The sequence below is a fragment of the Chryseobacterium sp. MMO-72 genome (assembly GCF_037146035.1).
Classification (GTDB): domain Bacteria; phylum Bacteroidota; class Bacteroidia; order Flavobacteriales; family Weeksellaceae; genus Chryseobacterium; species Chryseobacterium indicum.
This window is the reverse complement of the sequence record NZ_JBBCWG010000018.1, coordinates 21,068-39,499: the sequence shown is the minus strand read 5'-3', so window position 1 is coordinate 39,499 and position 18,432 is coordinate 21,068. Positions and strand designations below refer to the sequence as shown.

14 protein-coding genes are annotated in these 18,432 nt (G+C 35.4%); 8 read left to right on the top strand and 6 right to left on the bottom strand.

Features of this window, described 5'->3' with window-relative positions; genetic code table 11:
• Positions 1-107: 107 nt before the first annotated feature.
• On the bottom strand, positions 108-578 hold the full coding sequence (locus WFH39_RS19020; RefSeq protein WP_214590273.1) for an Lrp/AsnC family transcriptional regulator: 471 nt from the start codon (positions 576-578) through the stop codon (positions 108-110).
• A gap of 143 nt (positions 579-721) precedes the next feature.
• Between WFH39_RS19020 and WFH39_RS19015 the strand changes: the two genes are divergently transcribed.
• From WFH39_RS19015 to WFH39_RS19000, 4 genes are all read left to right on the top strand, one after another.
• Positions 722-2,104, top strand: a complete 1,383-nt coding sequence (locus WFH39_RS19015; protein ID WP_336691032.1) for an MFS transporter — start codon at positions 722-724, stop codon at positions 2,102-2,104.
• 127 nt (positions 2,105-2,231) lie between these two features.
• The gene (locus WFH39_RS19010; RefSeq protein WP_336691031.1) at positions 2,232-2,978 is read left to right on the top strand and encodes a metallophosphoesterase; all 747 of its coding nucleotides are present in this window, start codon (positions 2,232-2,234) and stop codon (positions 2,976-2,978) included.
• Positions 2,979-3,103: 125 nt separating this feature from the next.
• Positions 3,104-4,450, top strand: a complete 1,347-nt coding sequence (locus WFH39_RS19005; RefSeq protein ID WP_336691030.1) for a DUF262 domain-containing protein — start codon at positions 3,104-3,106, stop codon at positions 4,448-4,450.
• A complete protein-coding gene (locus tag WFH39_RS19000; protein ID WP_336691029.1) occupies positions 4,451-6,454 on the top strand; it encodes a DUF262 domain-containing protein in 2,004 nt (667 codons plus the stop codon).
• A gap of 50 nt (positions 6,455-6,504) precedes the next feature.
• Here WFH39_RS19000 and WFH39_RS18995 read toward each other — a convergent pair whose 3' ends face one another.
• From WFH39_RS18995 to WFH39_RS18975, 5 genes are all read right to left on the bottom strand, one after another.
• Positions 6,505-8,766 (bottom strand): glycoside hydrolase family 3 C-terminal domain-containing protein, encoded by a 2,262-nt coding sequence (locus WFH39_RS18995; protein ID WP_336691028.1) that lies wholly within the window; start codon positions 8,764-8,766, stop codon positions 6,505-6,507.
• Positions 8,767-9,017: 251 nt separating this feature from the next.
• Positions 9,018-9,830, bottom strand: a complete 813-nt coding sequence (gene metQ, locus WFH39_RS18990) for a methionine ABC transporter substrate-binding lipoprotein MetQ (RefSeq protein WP_336691027.1) — start codon at positions 9,828-9,830, stop codon at positions 9,018-9,020.
• 243 nt (positions 9,831-10,073) lie between these two features.
• Positions 10,074-10,730: a methionine ABC transporter permease MetI gene (gene metI, locus WFH39_RS18985; RefSeq protein WP_214590266.1), complete on the bottom strand. Its 657-nt coding sequence runs from the start codon at positions 10,728-10,730 to the stop codon at positions 10,074-10,076.
• The gene (locus WFH39_RS18980; RefSeq protein WP_336691026.1) at positions 10,723-11,751 is read right to left on the bottom strand and encodes a methionine ABC transporter ATP-binding protein; all 1,029 of its coding nucleotides are present in this window, start codon (positions 11,749-11,751) and stop codon (positions 10,723-10,725) included. The genes metI and WFH39_RS18980 overlap by 8 nt, the downstream gene beginning before the upstream one ends.
• A 14-nt stretch (positions 11,752-11,765) precedes the next feature.
• Entirely contained in the window at positions 11,766-12,767 is a 1,002-nt protein-coding gene (locus WFH39_RS18975) for an EamA family transporter (RefSeq protein ID WP_336691025.1), read from the bottom strand.
• A 593-nt stretch (positions 12,768-13,360) separates the two neighbouring features.
• Between WFH39_RS18975 and WFH39_RS18970 the strand changes: the two genes are divergently transcribed.
• The 4 genes from WFH39_RS18970 to WFH39_RS18955 all read left to right on the top strand — a co-directional run bounded on the left by WFH39_RS18970 (position 13,361) and on the right by WFH39_RS18955 (position 18,020).
• Complete coding sequence (locus tag WFH39_RS18970) at positions 13,361-13,657, top strand: GNAT family N-acetyltransferase (protein WP_076394942.1); 297 nt, start codon at positions 13,361-13,363, stop codon at positions 13,655-13,657.
• Positions 13,658-13,698: 41 nt separating this feature from the next.
• Positions 13,699-14,727: a pirin family protein gene (locus WFH39_RS18965; protein WP_336691024.1), complete on the top strand. Its 1,029-nt coding sequence runs from the start codon at positions 13,699-13,701 to the stop codon at positions 14,725-14,727.
• Between the two features lie 76 nt (positions 14,728-14,803).
• Positions 14,804-14,938, top strand: coding sequence for a hypothetical protein (locus WFH39_RS18960; protein ID WP_336691023.1), 135 nt, complete (start codon positions 14,804-14,806; stop codon positions 14,936-14,938).
• Between the two features lie 955 nt (positions 14,939-15,893).
• Positions 15,894-18,020 (top strand): type IA DNA topoisomerase, encoded by a 2,127-nt coding sequence (locus WFH39_RS18955; protein ID WP_336691022.1) that lies wholly within the window; start codon positions 15,894-15,896, stop codon positions 18,018-18,020.
• Positions 18,021-18,432 lie beyond the last annotated feature (412 nt).

Sequence of the window (18,432 nt, the reverse complement as noted above, 5' to 3'; positions counted from 1 at the left end):
TTACTCAATTGCTGAGTGAAACGCCCTTGCGAACGAAAAATATTCACAACAATTTTAAAAATATCTTTGTGATCTTTCCGTTAAAAATAATTTACCAGAAAAAATAACTACAAAATCTGGGAACTTTCCTTAATGCTGTTCATCACAAAAATACTTTTCGTCTGTCCGATCCCTTCAATTTCAGAGAGCTTGTTCACGAAAAATTCATGAAATTCATCCATATTCGGAGCAAGAATTTTCAGCATAAAATCGAAATCTCCGCTGATGTTGTAGAACTCAACCACTTCTTTCAGTTTTCCTACTTCCTCAATAAATTTTCCTGCCGTTTTTTTGTTGTGAACATTCAGCGCGATCATACAGATCACCATCATTCCTTTATTCACTTTTTTACGGTCAACAACGGTGGTGTATTCTTTAATGATTCCCAGTTTTTCCATTCGTTTAATTCTTTCGTGAGTAGGAGTGGGACTCAGATTAATTCGTGCTGCAATATCGCGGACGCTTAATTTCGCATCTTTCTGTAAAATTCTGAGAATGGAAAGGTCTTTTTCGTCGGGTGTATAATTTTCTGTTGCCATCTGTTCTGTTTTTGAAGAATTAATTTCAAATATAAGACTATTTGTTCTTTTTTAAATTGAATTAAATTAGATATGTTCTTAATTTTAGTCTGAATTTTTATATACGTTCTATTAATTTTAATTTTGCAGCATAATTGAACTATATGGAGAGAAAGAATTTGATTTTGATTTTAGCATCGGTAGGAACATTTGTAGAGGCTTTGGATATTGCGATTATCAATCTCACAATTCCTTCTATTCAACAGCAATTCGGGATTGGTGCAGAAACCGTACAATGGCTTCAGACTTTATATGTATTATTTTTTGGCGGATTTCTGATTATCGGGGGAAAACTTTCCGATCAGCTCGGAAGAAAGAAAATTTTTCTTTTGGGATTATTCCTTTTTATGCTGACTTCTCTGGGAGCGGGTTTGTCTGAAAACTTCGGAACTTTAGCTATTTTCAGAGCATTGCAGGGATTGGGAGCGGCTTTCATCATGCCTTCGGCAATGTCGATTGTGACGAATACATTTAAAGAAGATCAGGAGAGAAACCGTGCGATCGGGATTTTCAGTTCTTTTGCTGCGATTGGTTCCGGAAGCGGACTTTCTTTAGGGGGAATCATCAGTACGTATCTGAGTTGGCATTGGGTTTTCTTGATTAATGTTCCGATTCTTTTCATCACCTTGATTTTCGCTTATCAATATCTTCCGAAAGACGAGAAAGGCTTATCCCAAAAAACAGATCTTCTATCGGGAATTTTATTGGTTTTAGGTTTATTGAGCCTAACATACGGAACGCATGAATTGGTTCACATCAAAGAGCAGACTTTATTGGTTGCAGGTTCGTTAATTTTGGCGGTTATTTTATTAACTTCTGTCGTTTTTCGTTTAAAATCTGTTGCTCAGCCTTTGATTGATTTAAAATTATTAAGACATTCATCACTGGTAGTTTCTAATCTGGCTTTTGTGGCTTTAGGAGCATTTTTCATCGGATTTTTGTTTTTAATATCGTTGATGTTACAGAAAGATATGAATCACAGTGCGGCTTCGGCGGGACTGATGTTGGTTCCTTTCAGCATTATGTCGGCTTTGGTAGCTAAATTTATCCTTCCTCATGTTGCCAAAAGATTAAATTCTTCTCAGATGGGAATTTTGGGCTGGATTTTCATGTTAAGCGGAGCTTTGGCGTTGTTGGTTTCCATTTATTTCGGGCATCCTTTGTCAATGGTTTTATTTGGTGCAGCATGCATTTCAGGAATAGGGATGACGTTTTGTTTTACCGCTTTGTCTGTCTTGGGAATTCAGGATGTAAATCCTTCCTCTTACGGAGTGGCTTCGAGTCTGAGTTCTACAAGCTATTTTTTAGGCGCAGGAATCGGGTTGTCTTTTATGACGTTGATGAGCCAGATTTTTCCTTCGGAATTGGCGGTTGGAAATTTGAGCCTGATTATTCTGATCGGCTATGCCGTTTTTGCACTGACAATGCTGTGCTATTTTATCTTTAAAAATATAAAAATAGCGAAATCTGAAATCGCTGTTTCGTAAACTGACCTACTTTAAACTAAATTATATAGAGGAATGTTTATACTTTTTGATTAACCGAAAAATTATTTTAGACATTCTTATTGAGAGAACCACAAAAAATTGTCGGTTCTTTTTTTATTTTAGCACCATGAAAATACAAATCATCAGCGATCTGCATCAGGAATTTGGAATGTCGGAATTATCTTTTGATCATGCCGATGTCGTTGTTCTGGCAGGGGATGTTAATTTGGGAACGAAAGGAATTGAATGGATTAAAACAAAAATTCCCGATAAACCTGTGATTTATGTATTGGGAAATCATGAATATTATAAAGGTTCTTATCCTAAAACGTTAAATAAAATAAAAGCTGCCGCAGAAAATTCCAATGTTTTTGTGCTGGAAGACGGTTTTGCAGATATTGATGGGATTCGTTTTCATGGCGCAACGTTGTGGACGGATTTTTCTGTTTTCGGAGATCCGAGATACTACGGATTTGTCTGTCAGCAAGGAATGAACGATTATAAGAAAATTAAAAGAGATCCTTCCTATTCCAAGATGAGGTCGATTGATATTTATAAAATTCATCAGTTTTCGAGATTATGGCTGAAAGAAAGTCTTGAAAATTCAAAGGGCATGAAGAATATTGTGGTTACTCATCATGCCCCAAGTTTACAGTCGAGCCCGGAACATTTTAAAAATGATCCGTTAACTTCCGCATACGTTTCCAATCTGGAGGATTTTATCCTGGAATATCAGCCTTTGTATTGGATTCACGGGCATATTCATACGCCGACAAGATACAAAATAGGGGAGACGGAGATTATCTGCAATCCGCATGGTTATATTTCGGAAAAGTATAATGGATTTGAGAGGGAGCTGATTGTGGAGGTGTAGAAAATCAAATTTTACCTAAGTTCATCGATTTTGCTAAAAGTATTTAATTTAAATAATAATTTGCATTCAATTAAAAACTAATAATTAAGGCTAATTGAAGTAATTTAATAAGCCGTCAAATTCTTATGTCACAAATTATAAAATCTAAAATTCAAGAAAAGAAGACTTATCTTTTTTTGGAAGACCTATTCAAGTTGAATCTAATAATTCCTGAATATCAAAGACCTTATAAATGGAAGTCAAAAAATGTTCATCAGCTAATTGATGATATTATTTATATTGTCGACAAACAAGATGAGTATTCTTTAGGAACTGTAGTTTTGTTTAATGATAATAAAAAAAGAGCCTTAAATAGCGATTTTGAAATTGTAGACGGGCAGCAAAGATTAACAACGCTTACCATTCTTTTGTATACTTTAAAAAGCAAAATTAATCTTCCTTTAATCAATAGTAATTATGAGAGTGAAATAAGCAGATACAATATTTTAGAAACAAAGAAAATTATTTCTTCAAGAAAATCTGAATTCACGGAAAACATTATCAATTTTTTAATAAATAATTGTTATTTTAACGTTTTTATTTTAAATACGAAAAAAGAAGCTTTTCAATTTTTCGACACCCAAAACTCAAGAGGCTTAGATTTAAAACCTCATGATCTGCTCAAAGCCTTTCATTTAAGAGCAATGTCATCAAACGATGATCAGGCAGCACAGGCGGCAACAGTTGAACAATGGGAAAATTATAATAAAGATGAGTTACATAATTTCCTTCATTATCGTTTGTACCGAATAAGAAAGTGGTCTAAAATGAATTCTGGATTAGACTATTCTAAAGAAACGATAGATATTTTCAAAGGAATTGATCTTAACGGAAATTCCAAAACCAGTAAAGTAAAAAAAGTACAAATGCTCGAATCTGCTTTAAAACATGACAATGATTTTGGAAATATTTATCCAATGGAATACAATCAGGTAATTCCTAATGGAAAACGCTTCTTTGAGATGGTTAGTTTTTATAAAAATAATGATCTTTATTACAAATTAAAAGCATATAATACACATACAGAAGACAATTCTTCTTTCATAAACTTAGGGTATTCTAAGGAAAACTTGCAAATTTTGACAGTTGTTAATTCTCTCAATTGGAGAAAAGGAGATTTGGCAATTCGTAATATGTTTTTTAATGCATTATGTCTTTTCAATGATAGGTTTGGAGATGAAAAAGCGAATATTGTTTTCAATAAATTATTTATTTACTGTTATAAAAAAAGATTTGAAAGCAAAAGATTAGGATATCCTGATATAGATCGTTTTGCTTTAAAATGTATTTTCAGACTTATTGAAGATGCGCTTTCTGTAAAAGAAATAATTAATTTTCGGATTGATTATTCTGACGCGGTTCAGAAAATTGCTGATAAAAAATACGTAAATGATTTAGATGAACTTATTGAAGAGTTTGAAAAACTAATTTAAATGACAGAGAATAAAATTCAGGAAATTACAGTTTTTGATTTATTTAAAGATAAAGACAAGAAATACAGTATTCCTATTTATCAAAGAGATTATGCATGGGAAAAGCATGAAATAGAGCAATTATTAAACGATATCATTTCCTATTTAGAAGACGGATCTAATGAATTTTATTACATTGGATCAATGATTGTGTTTCCAAAAGAAAATAATAATAATGAATTTGAAGTCATCGATGGACAACAAAGGCTTACCACTTTTTATCTTTTATTGAATTATCTAAATGATAATTTTGCTTTGGAAATTAATAGTGAACTGAGCTTTGAAAATAGAGCAAAATCTATTACTACGCTGGAAAAAATACGAAATAAAGAATCATGTAAAGAAGATGAAAAAAAACTCAATTTGCATATTATAAAGGGATATAATGTTATTGAAAATTATTTTAAGGAAAAGAAAGACAGGGTTTTACAATTTTTAGAATATTTAAAGAAAGTTGTTTTGATGCAGATTTCTGTTCCTAAAAAAACAGACTTAAATCATTATTTTGAAATAATGAATAACAGAGGCGAACAATTAACTGAAGTTGAGTTGATTCGTGCAAAATTTTATTCGAAAATATATGGTAACAACCAAGAACAGGCAAAAATATTTAAACAAGTTTGGGACTCTGTTGCTTCAATGGAAAATTATTTTGAAGTCGAATTTAAATATAATAATGCTGATTGGAAAGAGATTTATCCCAAGTTTGAACCAGATAAACAATCTTCTAATGCAAAAACGATTACAGATAAAAAGAATAAAAAAGATAATAATTATTCATTAAAGAATATTTTAGACTCAGAAAATAAACTTGCGTTTACTCCAATAACAGATAAAACAGTAAAGTATACAAGTATTTTGCATTTTGAAAATTTTCTTATGCTTGTTTATTCATCATTTTATCCTGAAAATTTAAGTTTGGATAAGAAAAAGTTGCTTGATACTTTATATTCTCAAGAGCTTGGATATGAATTTATACTTAATTTTACTAAACGAATGATAAAATACAGGATTATTTTTGACCGTTATATAATAAAAAGGCAGGTTGAAGATAATACTGAAAAAAATGAATGGGATATAAAAATACCGGCTTCTAATGGTTCAATTTATTATAAAAAATCATTTGGAAATTCATCTGGAATTGAATCTGATAATGATGAAATAATAATCGATTCTGATCTTCAGACTAAAATAAAACTTCTTCAGTCTATGTTTAAGGTCACTTATCCCGATCAGAATTCTAAATATTGGCTTTACGGTTTTATGAAATTTTTGGATAAAAATGTTGAAGAGTTTACCAATGAAAATGAAAAATCTTTTAAATTGAAATCACCTGATTTGTTCATGGATTATCTTACGAATGTCGCTGATTATTATGTTTTTAAAAACTATTTGAATGATAATCCGGATAATGCAATAAGTAGAAAAGATATTGCTTGTATCGAAGATTTTAACGAGTACAATTTTCAAAAGCTCAAATCTGAGGATAAATATTTTGATTTTAATAATGAAGTTTATAAAATCGGAACGGCGGTTCCAAACTTTATTTTTAATTACATTGAATATAAAATTTATGAGGATTTGTTTTTCCGAAAAAATAAAATATTGCATATTTACAAGAGTCTGGAAATAGACAAATTAAAAGATTATCATTATCAATATAATAACTCAGTTGAACATTTATATGCTCAAAATCAGAAATTAGACGCGGATAAAATTTTAAATATTGATAATTTAGGTAATCTGTGTTTATTGACTACAAGTTTAAATTCTACATTGAGTAATGCCAATCCCAAAAATAAATTTAAATATATGATTGCAAATGGTCTGAAAAACAGTCTTAAAATGCATTTAATGTATGCTTTAGCAAAATCCAGTGATGAAAACTTAGAGTGGAATGATTATTTGGTTCAATCTCATTTTAATGATATAATGGAATTGATGAAAAGTGACTGGATTAAATAAAAAAGAGCCCTTACAAAAGGACTCTCCGTTTTAGAAATATATAAGTAAGATTACTTTAACGTAAACTTCACCTTTGTTTTTATGGCATCGGAAGAATTACCGATCTGTGCTTCAAAATCTCCCGGTTCTGCAACCCAGTCGTGTTTTTGGGGATCGAAGAAACTTAAAGCAGATTTATCAATGGTGAACGTTACTTCTTTTTCTTCTCCCGGATTCAGATACACTTTTTCAAAACCTTTTAATTCTTTAGCCGGTCTTTCAACAGACGATTTAAGGTCGGAAATATACAGTTGGGCAACTTCCGCTCCGGCTCTTTTCCCTGTATTTTTTACAGAAACCGTAAACGTGATTTTATCATCCTGAGACATCGTTGTTTTGTCAGCTTTGGCTTTTCCGAATTCGAAAGTGGTGTAGCTTAAACCATGTCCGAAACTGAATAACGGCTTGATTTTTTTCGTATCATGCCATCTGTAGCCTACAAAAATTCCTTCATTGTATGCGATATTGATCGGATTTTTCTGATCTTTTCCTTTATCTGCTGCCAATTCCGCTTTATTTCCGGGATATTCTCCCAATTGATGCGCCGAATTGTCTTCCAGTTTCACAGGGAAAGTGAAAGGCAGTTTTCCTGACGGGTTTGCATCACCTGCTAAAACCGAAGCAATAGAATTTCCTGCCTCAGAACCTAAATACCAAGCCTGAACAACAGTCGGAACTTCTTTAATCCACGGCATTGCCACCGCATTTCCGGAAACCAGAACAACCGCAAGATTTTTATTCGCTTTAGCCAGTGCAGCAATTACATTGTCCTGATTGTAAGGTAATCCGTAACTTTTTCTGTCGTTTCCTTCACTGTCCTGAAAATCTGCTTTGTTTAATCCTCCGACGAAAATAACGTAATCAGATTTTTTTGCCAGTTCTACGGCTTCGTTTAATAATTCAGCTTCAGAACGGTTATCTTTTAAATCCTGACCTGATTTTACCCCATTGTATTCTCCGCCGATGTCTCCAACATAACCTCTTGCGTATTGTACATCCGACTGTTTCCCGAATCTCGCTTTAATTCCGTCTAAAGGAAGTGTTTCGTATTTCACTTTTAATGAAGAAGAACCTCCGCCAACGGTCATGATTTTAATAGCATTTTCGCCGATTACGGCAATTTTTTTAGCTTTATTAAGATCAATCGGAAGGATATTTCCCTGATTTTTCAACAATACAATTCCTTCCTCCCCGATTTCTTTTGCAATAGCTTTATGCTCTTCAGAAGCAATATTTCCGAAAGGCTTGTTTCGGTTCATTGTCGTTTTATACGCAAGATTTAAAAGCCTTGAAACCTTATCGTCCAATTCTTTCGTTCCTACTTTTCCGGATTTAATTAAATCTAAATAAGGTTTTGCCAGATAATAATTGTCGTAAGCATTTTTTGTGCCTGCCGAAAGTCCGTTTGTCCAGCTTCCGAATTCAAGATCCAGTCCGTTGTGGATAGCCTTTTCGGTATTGTTAACAGCACCCCAGTCGGAAACCACGACCCCTTTATATTTCCATTCTCCTTTTAAAATATCGTTCAGAAGATATTGGTTCTGGCTAGAATACTGACCTTTATACATATCATAAGCTCCCATGATCGTCCAAGAATCACCTTCCGTAACAGCCGCCTTAAAAGCCGGAAGATAAATTTCGTACAACGTTCTGTCGTCCACTTTTACATTGCTGGTATGACGGAACATTTCCTGATTGTTCAGGGCGAAATGCTTCACAGAAGTTGCCACACCGTTGGATTGTACTCCTTTGATGTAAGGAACCACCATTTTTGAAGTCAGATAAGGATCTTCACCCATGTATTCGAAATTTCTTCCGTTGAGTGGAGTTCTGTAAATATTAACTCCCGGTCCCAGAAGAATATCTTTTTTTCGGTAACGGGCTTCTTCACCCAGTGCTTTTCCGTAATTCCAGGACATTTTTTTGTTCCATGTTGCGGAAAGTGCCGTTAAAGCAGGGTAGGCGATAATAGAGTCGTTCGTCCAGCCCGCCTGATTCCATTCGTCCCACATCACTTCAGGGCGAACTCCGTGAGGTCCGTCCGTAGTCCAGAATTCAGGAATTCCCAATCTTGGAACACCCGGTGAACTGAATTTTGACTGGGCATGAAGCATCGCCACTTTTTCTTCCAGAGTCATTCTGGAAAGGGCATCTTTTACCCGTAATTCCACAGGTTTGGATTCGTCTAAATAAACAGGAAGCGGTGTATTTTGAGCCATATAAGAAGCAGAAATAAATGTGAATAAACTTACAATGGCGGTTTTCTTAAACATAAAAAGCCTTTTTTGATTGGAAACAAAAATAGCAAAAAATTTTATTATCTCAAATTGAGAAAATATATTTTAAATAAATAATTTTTAATAACCCGTGATTTGAAAATAAAAAAGACATCATTTCAAAAAAAATTGAAACAATGTCTGAATATATAATAATAGACTTTTTTAAATGTCAATGGTGAATTGTTGGTGGTGAATTTATAGCATAACGGAAGAATTCACTATTAACCATCCACAATCTCCCCAAATCAGTTCCAGCCTTTCACAGCACCGCCTTTGAAAATTTCTTCTGCCTTCTTCACTACTTCGTCAGACTCATAAGCTTTTACGAAATTTTTTACCTTTTCGGAGGTTTTGTTATCTTCTCTGGAAACAATTACATTTACATAAGGAGAATCTTTGTCTTCTTTGAAAATTCCCTGTTTATCAGCATCCAATCCCGCCTGCGCAGCAAAATTATTGTTGATAATCGCAATCACCACTTCTTTATCATCCAACACTCTCGGCAGTTGCGGTGCTTCAATTTCAAGGATTTTTAACTGTTTAGGATTGGCAACAATATCCGTTACTTTCGGTAAAAGTCCGATGCCGTCTTTCAGTTTCAGCAAGCCGTTTTTCTGTAAAAGAAGTAATGAACGACCGCCATTGGTAGGATCATTCGGAATTACAACTGTGCTTCCGTTCTGAAGTTCATTGATGCTTTTAATTTTCTTTGAATACGCAACGATAGGGTAGACAAAAGTATTTCCTACAACCGCTAATTTATATCCTCTCTGTTTAGATTGTTCGGTTAAATAAGGAACGTGCTGAAAAGCATTGGCGTCAATATCACCGTTATTCAGAGCTTCATTGGGGATCACATAATCATTGAAGGAAACCAGTTCTACTTCAAGGTTGTATTTTTCCTTCGCTACTTTTTTCGCCACTTCGGCAATTTCCTGTTCCGGTCCGGAAGTGATTCCTACTTTTATAAAGTTAGGATCTTCTTTTTTGGATGAATTACAGCTGGTAAATGCTAACAAACCTGCTGCTAAAAAACTTAAAATCTTTATTTTTTTCATTGTACATTATTTTCTTTTAAAAAAAGGGCGAAAAGCAAAAAGGTTAGATTTTTAAAATTCTTTAATAAATAAAATATGGCTTTTACTCCTTTTTGCTGATTTTCGCCCGATTGATGGCTGAAATTTTCAAACCACCACACTATTTCACATTCACACTTATCAATTGATTGTCAAAATACTCTCACACACTCTCACTCGCACACACTCAAACCCTCCAACTCAAAACCCTCCCACTCAAAAAACTCAACGATGATCAAACCTCTTCGCTAATCGGTCTCCCGAAAATTGAATGATGAAAACAATCGCAACCAGCAGCCCTAAAACAAGATTCATGATCACTGCATCATAACCGATGTAGCCGTACTGATAACCAATCTGTCCCAATCCGCCGGCTCCGACAGCACCTCCCATCGCAGAATAACCGACAAGCGTAATTAAGGTAATTGTTGCATTATTAATTAAGGAAGGAAGTGCTTCCGGCAACAATATTTTTCTGATGATCTGAAACGGACTTGCTCCCAAAGCTCTTGCAGTTTCAATTAATCCATGAGGAACTTCCAGCAAGCTGTTTTCTACCAGTCTTGCAATAAAAGGAGCTGCTCCGATGCTTAAAGGAACCAAAGCTGCGTTTACTCCGATTGATGTTCCCACCAGACTTCTCGTGAAAGGAATCATCCATACAATTAAAATAATAAAAGGAATAGAACGGAAAATATTTACCAGAACAGATAAAATCCTGTTGTAGATTACATTTTCCAAAAGCTGACCTTTCCGTGTTAAAAACAATAAAATTCCGACAGGCAAACCCAGAACAAATCCGAAAAACCCCGAAACAAACGTCATAAAAACCGTCTCCCAAATTCCCTTTGATAAAAGAGAAATCACCGTATCACTAAGCATATCCTCTTACCGTATTTTGAATTTTATTCTGATTGAAAAAATAAATGGCCTGCTGATTTTTCTCCTCTTCTCCCTGAAGCTGAAGCAATAGTTTTCCAAAATTGGAATCGCCTAAATATTCAACATCCGCTTTCAGCAGTTTGTATGGAATTTTATATTTATCATAAACAATGGAAAGCAGTTCTTCCACCGATATATTTTCATTAAGTTCTACTTCCACCAATGGAAATAATCCGTCTTGTGGCTCTTTCTGTAGTTTTTTATTCAATTCCTGTGGTATCGTCATAACACTAGAGTTTAAAAATTGTTTGATGATAGGATTCTCTTTGTTGGAGACAATCTCGCTTAAAGTTCCTTTAATTAATAGTTGACCTTTGTCGATTACCGCAACATGGTTGCAGACCGTTTTGATGACTTCCATTTCGTGTGTAATCAGCAAAATCGTAATTCCAAGTCTTTGGTTAATATCCCTCAACAATTGCAAAATCGATTGTGTGGTAGCAGGATCGAGCGCACTCGTCGCTTCATCACAGAGCAGGAGATAAGGATCATTTGCTAAAGCCCTTGCAATGGCAACCCTCTGTTTTTGCCCTCCCGAAAGACTTTTAGGATAATCATTTGCTTTTTCTTCCAGTCCTACGATTTTCAGCAGTTCATTCACTTTTTTATTAATTTCAGTTTTGCTGACATGATCCAGCTCTAGCGGAAGCGCAATATTTTCAAAAACGGTTCTCGAAGAAAGCAGATTAAAATGCTGAAAAATCATCCCGATCTTTTTCCTTTCCTGTGCCAATTGTCTCGAATTTAATTTTGTAAAATCCTTTCCGTTAATCACAATTTCACCGCTGTCAGGTTTTTCAAGAAGATTCACCGTTCGGATTAACGTACTTTTTCCCGCTCCCGAAAATCCGATGATGCCTACAATATCGCCTTGTTCAATCGTGAGGCTTACATCATTCAGCGCTTTAAACGACTGTTTTTTCTGATGAAATGTTTTTGAAACATTCTTTATCTCTATCATTTTTTACTTAAATTTTATATTGGCTGATAAGGTCTTGCGTTTTTGTTCACGTGTCTTATCACTCTTCTTATTTTCACTTTAGACCGCTTGGAAAGCTTAAAATATTTAGTCACGTTCGTTAAAAGAACTCCGGCAAGAATAACAATCAATCCATAAAACTGGTTGATGTTAATGGTCTGATTTGCAACGATCCAACCCGCAATTACAGTAACAATAGGATTGATGTAAGTATGCGTGCTTACCAAAGCGGCAGGTTTTACAGACAAAAGCCAGATATACGAAAGATAAGCGATAATCGATCCGAATACAATAAGGAAAAACAATCCTAACCAGGCGTTTAACGGTACTTTTACGATTGAAAAGCCAGTCCATTCATTTCTGAAAAACGCAATAATAAATGAAGCGATACCCGCTGTTATAAGCTGTTGGGCAATATTCATAAAAGTTGACTGACCGGCCGGATTTTTTTTGGAATAAAGAGATCCTAAAACCCACGCTACGGAACTTAAGCCCAGAACAACAAATGCAATTACCCTGATTGAAGCATCTGCCGTTTGTATATGCGAACCGGAACCACTTACACTTCCGTTGAGAAATAAAATAAGTCCTGCAAACCCGATCACCAAGCCCAAAGGAATAAACTTATCCGAGAAATAATAACTCCAGTTTTTCTTATCAATGGCGATAAACCAGAATGGTCCGGTTGCAATAGCGATGGCTGCTTCAGAAGCGGTTACATATTGTTCTCCCCACGCAACCAATCCCGTTCCTCCCGTAAGGATGAGAATTCCGGTGATGGCATTTTTTTTCCAGTTGATGGCAGAATTGGCTTTTTCACCTTTTACGAGCAGATATCCGATCATTGCTATTCCTGCGCCCAAAAATCTGAACCCCGAAAGAATAAAAGGCGGAAATCCGTTTAACCCGAAAGAAATGGCGAGGAAAGTAATTCCCCATATTACATAAATATTAGTGAAGGCTATAGGAATCAGCCATTTGTTTTTATTAGTATTCATGATATTTTTTAATGTTGTTTTAAAATAAAAAAGGCTCTACAACGTGGTAAAGCCTTTAGAAATATGTCATATAAAAGTAAGGTTAACCACAACAGGAATGAAGCATAGGCATGCAGCAATACATCATCATAAAATGATTGATATGTTTTCTTACGGTGCTGTTCTTGAATTCTGCTTTCATTGTATTATTATATCCTGATTACGGTTGCAAATATAAAACATATTTTTCTATTAGTCCACTAAAAAAGTAGACTTTTTAGCAAATAAATTGATCTCTTGTTTTTAATATTTTGATTTTTAATGATTTAATTTTTCGAAATACTATCAATTCACCTTTAATTTCGCTCAAAAAACCCGAATAATAGCTTTGAACTTCCTGTTGATGTTCCGAAAATCAAGCCTCCGCTGCGTGTAACCCCTTCGCGAATGGAAAATTTACAGCAATACATACAGAAAATTTATGTTCATCACCTTAAAAAAAAGAATTCCCGGCTTCTTTCAGTTTAATCAAAATAAAACGGATTTATTATCATACATCATGATCCGGCAAATTCAGGCTGCCTAATTTTACATCATCATTAAAAATCAAAATCATGGAAAGAACAGAAGTTGTTTTAGGAAATGTAAGAGGAGAGATTCAGCTCTTCTCAGACGACAAAAAAGCAGGAAAAATGGACATCTCCGTCATTAAAGATAAACTAACGGTGTATCATACAGAAGTAAACGAAGAATTTGAAGGCAGAGGATTTGCAAAGATCCTGCTGGAAAAACTGGTGTCCTACGCAAGAGAAAATCATCTCAAAATTGTTCCGCTGTGTCCTTATGTTCATGCCCAGTTCAAACGCCGTCCAGACGAATACAGCGATGTATGGTTTAAAGAAGAACTGTAAAATTTTAAAATTGTAAACCATTAACTTTTAATTGAATCAAAATGAAAGCACTGAACTTTTTGGTAATCGGAAAAAATGTCGAAATTCTTGCAACCTTACAAAGAATTATCGAAAAAAATGATGGATGGAAGGCTGAAATTCTGAGTGATGAAAGCAAGAGCGAGGATTTTATCAAAAACAATCCCGTCGATATTGTTTTGCTGAGTTCCGGTCTGGAAGAACAGTTCGAAAAACAGATCAGTGTTTTTTGCAGAAATTTTGATGAAAATATAAAAGTAATAGAACATTACGGTGGCGGAAGCGGATTGTTGTTCAACGAGGTGGAAAACAGTTTTGCAGCTGCAAAAAAGACTGAAAACAGAGTAGTGCACCGCGCAGATTCAAGAGGGGTAACCAACGAACAGTGGCTGATCAGTAAAAAGACCTTCAGCTTCGGAGAATTTTATGACCCCGAAAAAATGCAGTTCGGTGCCTTAAGAGTTCTGAATGATGATACCGTTGAAGCCGGAAAAGGTTTTGGAACACATCCTCACGACAATATGGAAATCATCAGCATTGCACTGGAAGGAACCCTGATTCATCATGACAATCTGGGAAACCATAACGAAATAAAAGGCGGCGAAATTCAGGTGATGAGCGCCGGAACAGGATTAATGCACAGTGAATTCAGTAAAGATGAAGGCGATTTGGTTAAATTTCTGCAAATCTGGGTCTATCCCAATAAAAGAAATGTAACGCCGAGATACGACCAGATGAAACTCGACAGAACGAAAAGCCAAAACAGATTTCAGCAGATCCTTTCACCCGACCCTCAAGACGACGGAATATGGATTAATCAGGAAGCATGGTTTCATCTCGGAGATTTTGAAAATACGGCTGAAACCCAATATCAGATAAAGAAAAAAGGAAACGGCGTCTACGTTTTCATCATCAAAGGAAGCGCAGAAATTGAAGGAGAGCAACTCGAAGAAAGAGACGGCTTCGGAATTTGGGATATTTCCGAATTAAAAATAAAATCCACATCGGAAAACACCGAGATTCTTCTCATGGAAGTTCCGATGGAAGTGTAGTGATAAGGTGTGAATTGTTTTGAAGCTCTCTTTTTAAGGGAGCTTTTTTTAATTTCCGGGAAAGTTTATTGCAGGGGTGCAAGAAGGTTTCCCGCCTTCCGGAAAGTTTGTCGCAGGGGTGCAGGAAGCTTTCGAGGTTCCCGGAAAGTCTCTTGCAGGGGCGAAACATACTTTCCCGGTTACCCAAAAAGCCGTTACAGGACTGTTTTGAATTTCTCCAAACAAATTTGTCTTTTAACTCTGAATTCTTTTCCCCCACATTTGTCATCCTGTAAGGATCTAAGCAAAATATTAGAAATTCTGGAAAAAATCAAATTTAAAATTCCAACCCAAAGACAATGTAAAATTGTTCTATAAAAATAAACAAAGAAAAACGGATACTAAACGCACGCTTCATCACAGATGAAATCTGCATAACTTTGTTTCCTCAAAATAATCACCATCATAAAAAAAAACTTTGCGTTTGAAAATGCCCAGCTTTCCTCCACATCTGTCATCCTGAAAGGATCTAAACAAAGTATTAGAAATTCTGGAAAAAATAAAATTTAAAATTCCAAAGCAAAGACAATGTAAAATTGTTCTATAAAAAGAACCAAAGAAAAACAGATGCTAAAACACACGCTTCATCACAGATGAAATTTGCATAACTTTGCTTCCTCAAAATAATTACCATCATAAAAAAACTTTGCGTTTGAAAATGCCCAGCGTTCCTCCACATTTGTCATCCTGAAAAGGATCTAAACAAAGTATTAGAAATTCTGAAAAAAATAAAATTTAAAATTCCAACTCAAAGACAATGTAAAATTGTTCTATAAAAAGAACCAAAGAAAAAAAGATGTTAAAACACACGCTTCATCACAGATGAAATCTGCATAACTTTGCTTCCTCAAAATAAACACCATCATAAAAAAAACTTTGCGTTTGAAAATGCCCAGATTTCCACAATATTTGTCATCCTGAAAGGATCTAAGAAATTCACACAAAAATATTCGAGTATAGATTCCTCCCGAATGACAATCATGACGTGTCTATTTTTCAAAAAAATTAATTAATACCCTTCATTTTAAAAAGTTCAGACAGGCTTATTTTCAACCAGCAATTCACAAATTAGCAAAATCCAAAAAAATTCCCGATTTTTGCCCTCTCCAAAAAATTCCGAGACATTCATGAAACTTTGTATTGCCGAAAAACCCAGTGTTGCCAGAGATATCGCCAAAGTGTTGGGCGCCACCACGCCGAAACAGGGCTATATAGAAGGAAACGGCTATTGTGTGACATGGACTTTCGGGCATCTTTGTACCCTCAAAGAACCCCACGATTACGGTCCGCAGTACAAATCATGGAATCTGTTTTTGCTGCCCATTATTCCCAATAATTTTGGGATCAAATTAATCCCAAACAAAGGCGTTGAAAATCAGTTTAAAGTTATTGAAAGACTGGTTGAAGAATGTGATGAGGTCATCAATTGCGGGGATGCCGGTCAGGAAGGAGAACTGATCCAGAGATGGGTTTTACAGAAAGCAAAATGCAACAAACCCATTCAGCGTTTGTGGATTTCATCCCTTACCGAAGAAGCCATTAAAGAAGGTTTTGCCAATCTAAAACCTGCCGAAGAGTACAAAAATCTCTATCTCGCAGGAAATGCAAGAGCGATCGGAGACTGGTTGCTGGGAATTAATGCAACGCGGCTTTTTACCAAAAAATTTGGGGGAAATAAAGCCGTTCTTTCCATCGGAAGAGTACAGACTCCCACGTTGGCGATGCTCGTTCAGCGTCAGAAAGAGATTGATGCTTTCACCACCGAAGAATATTGGGAACTGAAAACCAAATACCGCGAAGTTATTTTTAACGCTGCGATCGACCGTCTCAAAACATTGGAACGTGCAGAAAAAGGGCTGGAATATTTAAAACAGAATCCTTTCGAAATCGTATCCTTTGAAATTAAAGAAGGAAAAGAGAAAAATCCAAGACTGTTTGATTTGACGGCACTTCAGGTGGAAGCCAACAAAAAATACGGCTATTCTGCAGAGAATACTTTAAATTATATTCAGAGTCTTTACGAGAAAAAACACGTTACTTATCCGCGTGTGGATACAACGTACCTGTCTGAAAGTTTATATCCGAAAATTGAAGGAATTCTGAAGAAAATGTATTTCTATCAGGAACTTATCGCCCCTTTACTGGAAGCTCCGATTCCCAAATCGAAAGCGGTTTTTGATGATACCAAAGTAACAGATCACCACGCAATTATTCCGACAGAAGTTCCGCCTTCCCAGAATTTAAGCAGGGAAGAAAAACTGGTCTATGATCTCGTGGCAAAACGTTTCATTGCCGTATTTTATCCCGAATGTAAAATTTCCAATACTTTAGTAGAAGGAAAAGTAGGAACTATTCCTTTCAAAACCAGCGGAAGACAGGTTCTGGAACCGGGATGGAGAGCCGTTTATGCCAAAGAACCGAAAGAAGAACCCAACGATAAAGAAAAAGAAAAGGAAGAAGAACAGACCATTCCCGAATTTACCGTTGGAGAAACCGGACCGCATGATCCGATGATTCATCAGGGAAAAACGACTCCGCCAAAACCTTATACGGAAGCAACTTTGCTGAGAGCTATGGAAACCGCAGGAAAACAGGTGGAAGATGATGAACTGCGCGAACTCCTGAAAAACAACGGAATCGGAAGACCTTCAACCCGAGCCAATATTATCGAAACGCTTTTCAAGCGGAAATATATTGAGAAGAAAAGAAAAAATCTAATCGCTACCCAAACCGGAATTCAACTGATTGACACCATTGAAGATGAATTGCTGAAAAGTCCCGAATTAACCGGAGAATGGGAACTGAAGCTCCGAAAAATTGAAAAAGGCGAATATGAAGCCAATCATTTTAAGGAAGAGCTGATCCAGATGGTGACGGAGCTTACTAAAAAAGTAGTCGACGGAAAAGGGAAAGTGATTTCTTTGGAAGAAGAAAAAGTGGAGGAGGTAAAAGAAAAGAAAAAACGTGAACCTGCCGTTAAAAAAGAACTCCAACCCTGGGAAGAAACCAAATGCCCGAAATGCAAAGAACATCATTTAATGAAAGGAAAAACCGCTGTCGGATGTTCCGATTTTAAAAACTGCGGCTTTAAAGTTTCCTTTGAGATCTTCGGAAAAAAACTGTCGGATAAGCAATTAATGGATCTGGTCTTAAAAGGAAAAACCTCAAAATTAAAAGGCTTCACCACCCATCCTGAAAGTGTGGCAGAAGGTATTTTAGCGATGGATGAGCAATTTCAGATTGTTTTAAACTAAAAATTAAACACAAATACCACAAATATTTTCACGATTACCACAACGAAACATCAATAGGAGCGGACTTTAGTCCGCTTTCACATTTTACCCAAAACAACGGCTTCAGCCAAAACATAATAATTCTTAACCTCTCAAATATCCTTAATGGTTAAAATATTAGTGCAATTCGTGTTTAAATAACTTCAGCAAAAACATAATAATTCTTAACCCCCAAAATATTCTTAATGGTTAAAATATTTGCGCCATTTGTGAAATCTATTTGTGAAATTCGTGTTTAAATAACTTTAGCCAAAACTTAATAATTCTTAACTCTCAAATATCCTTAACGGTTAAAATATTTGCGTCATTTGTGAAATCTATCCGTGCCATTCGTGTTTAAATATAAACTTAAAGATGGCTTTAGTCCAACTTA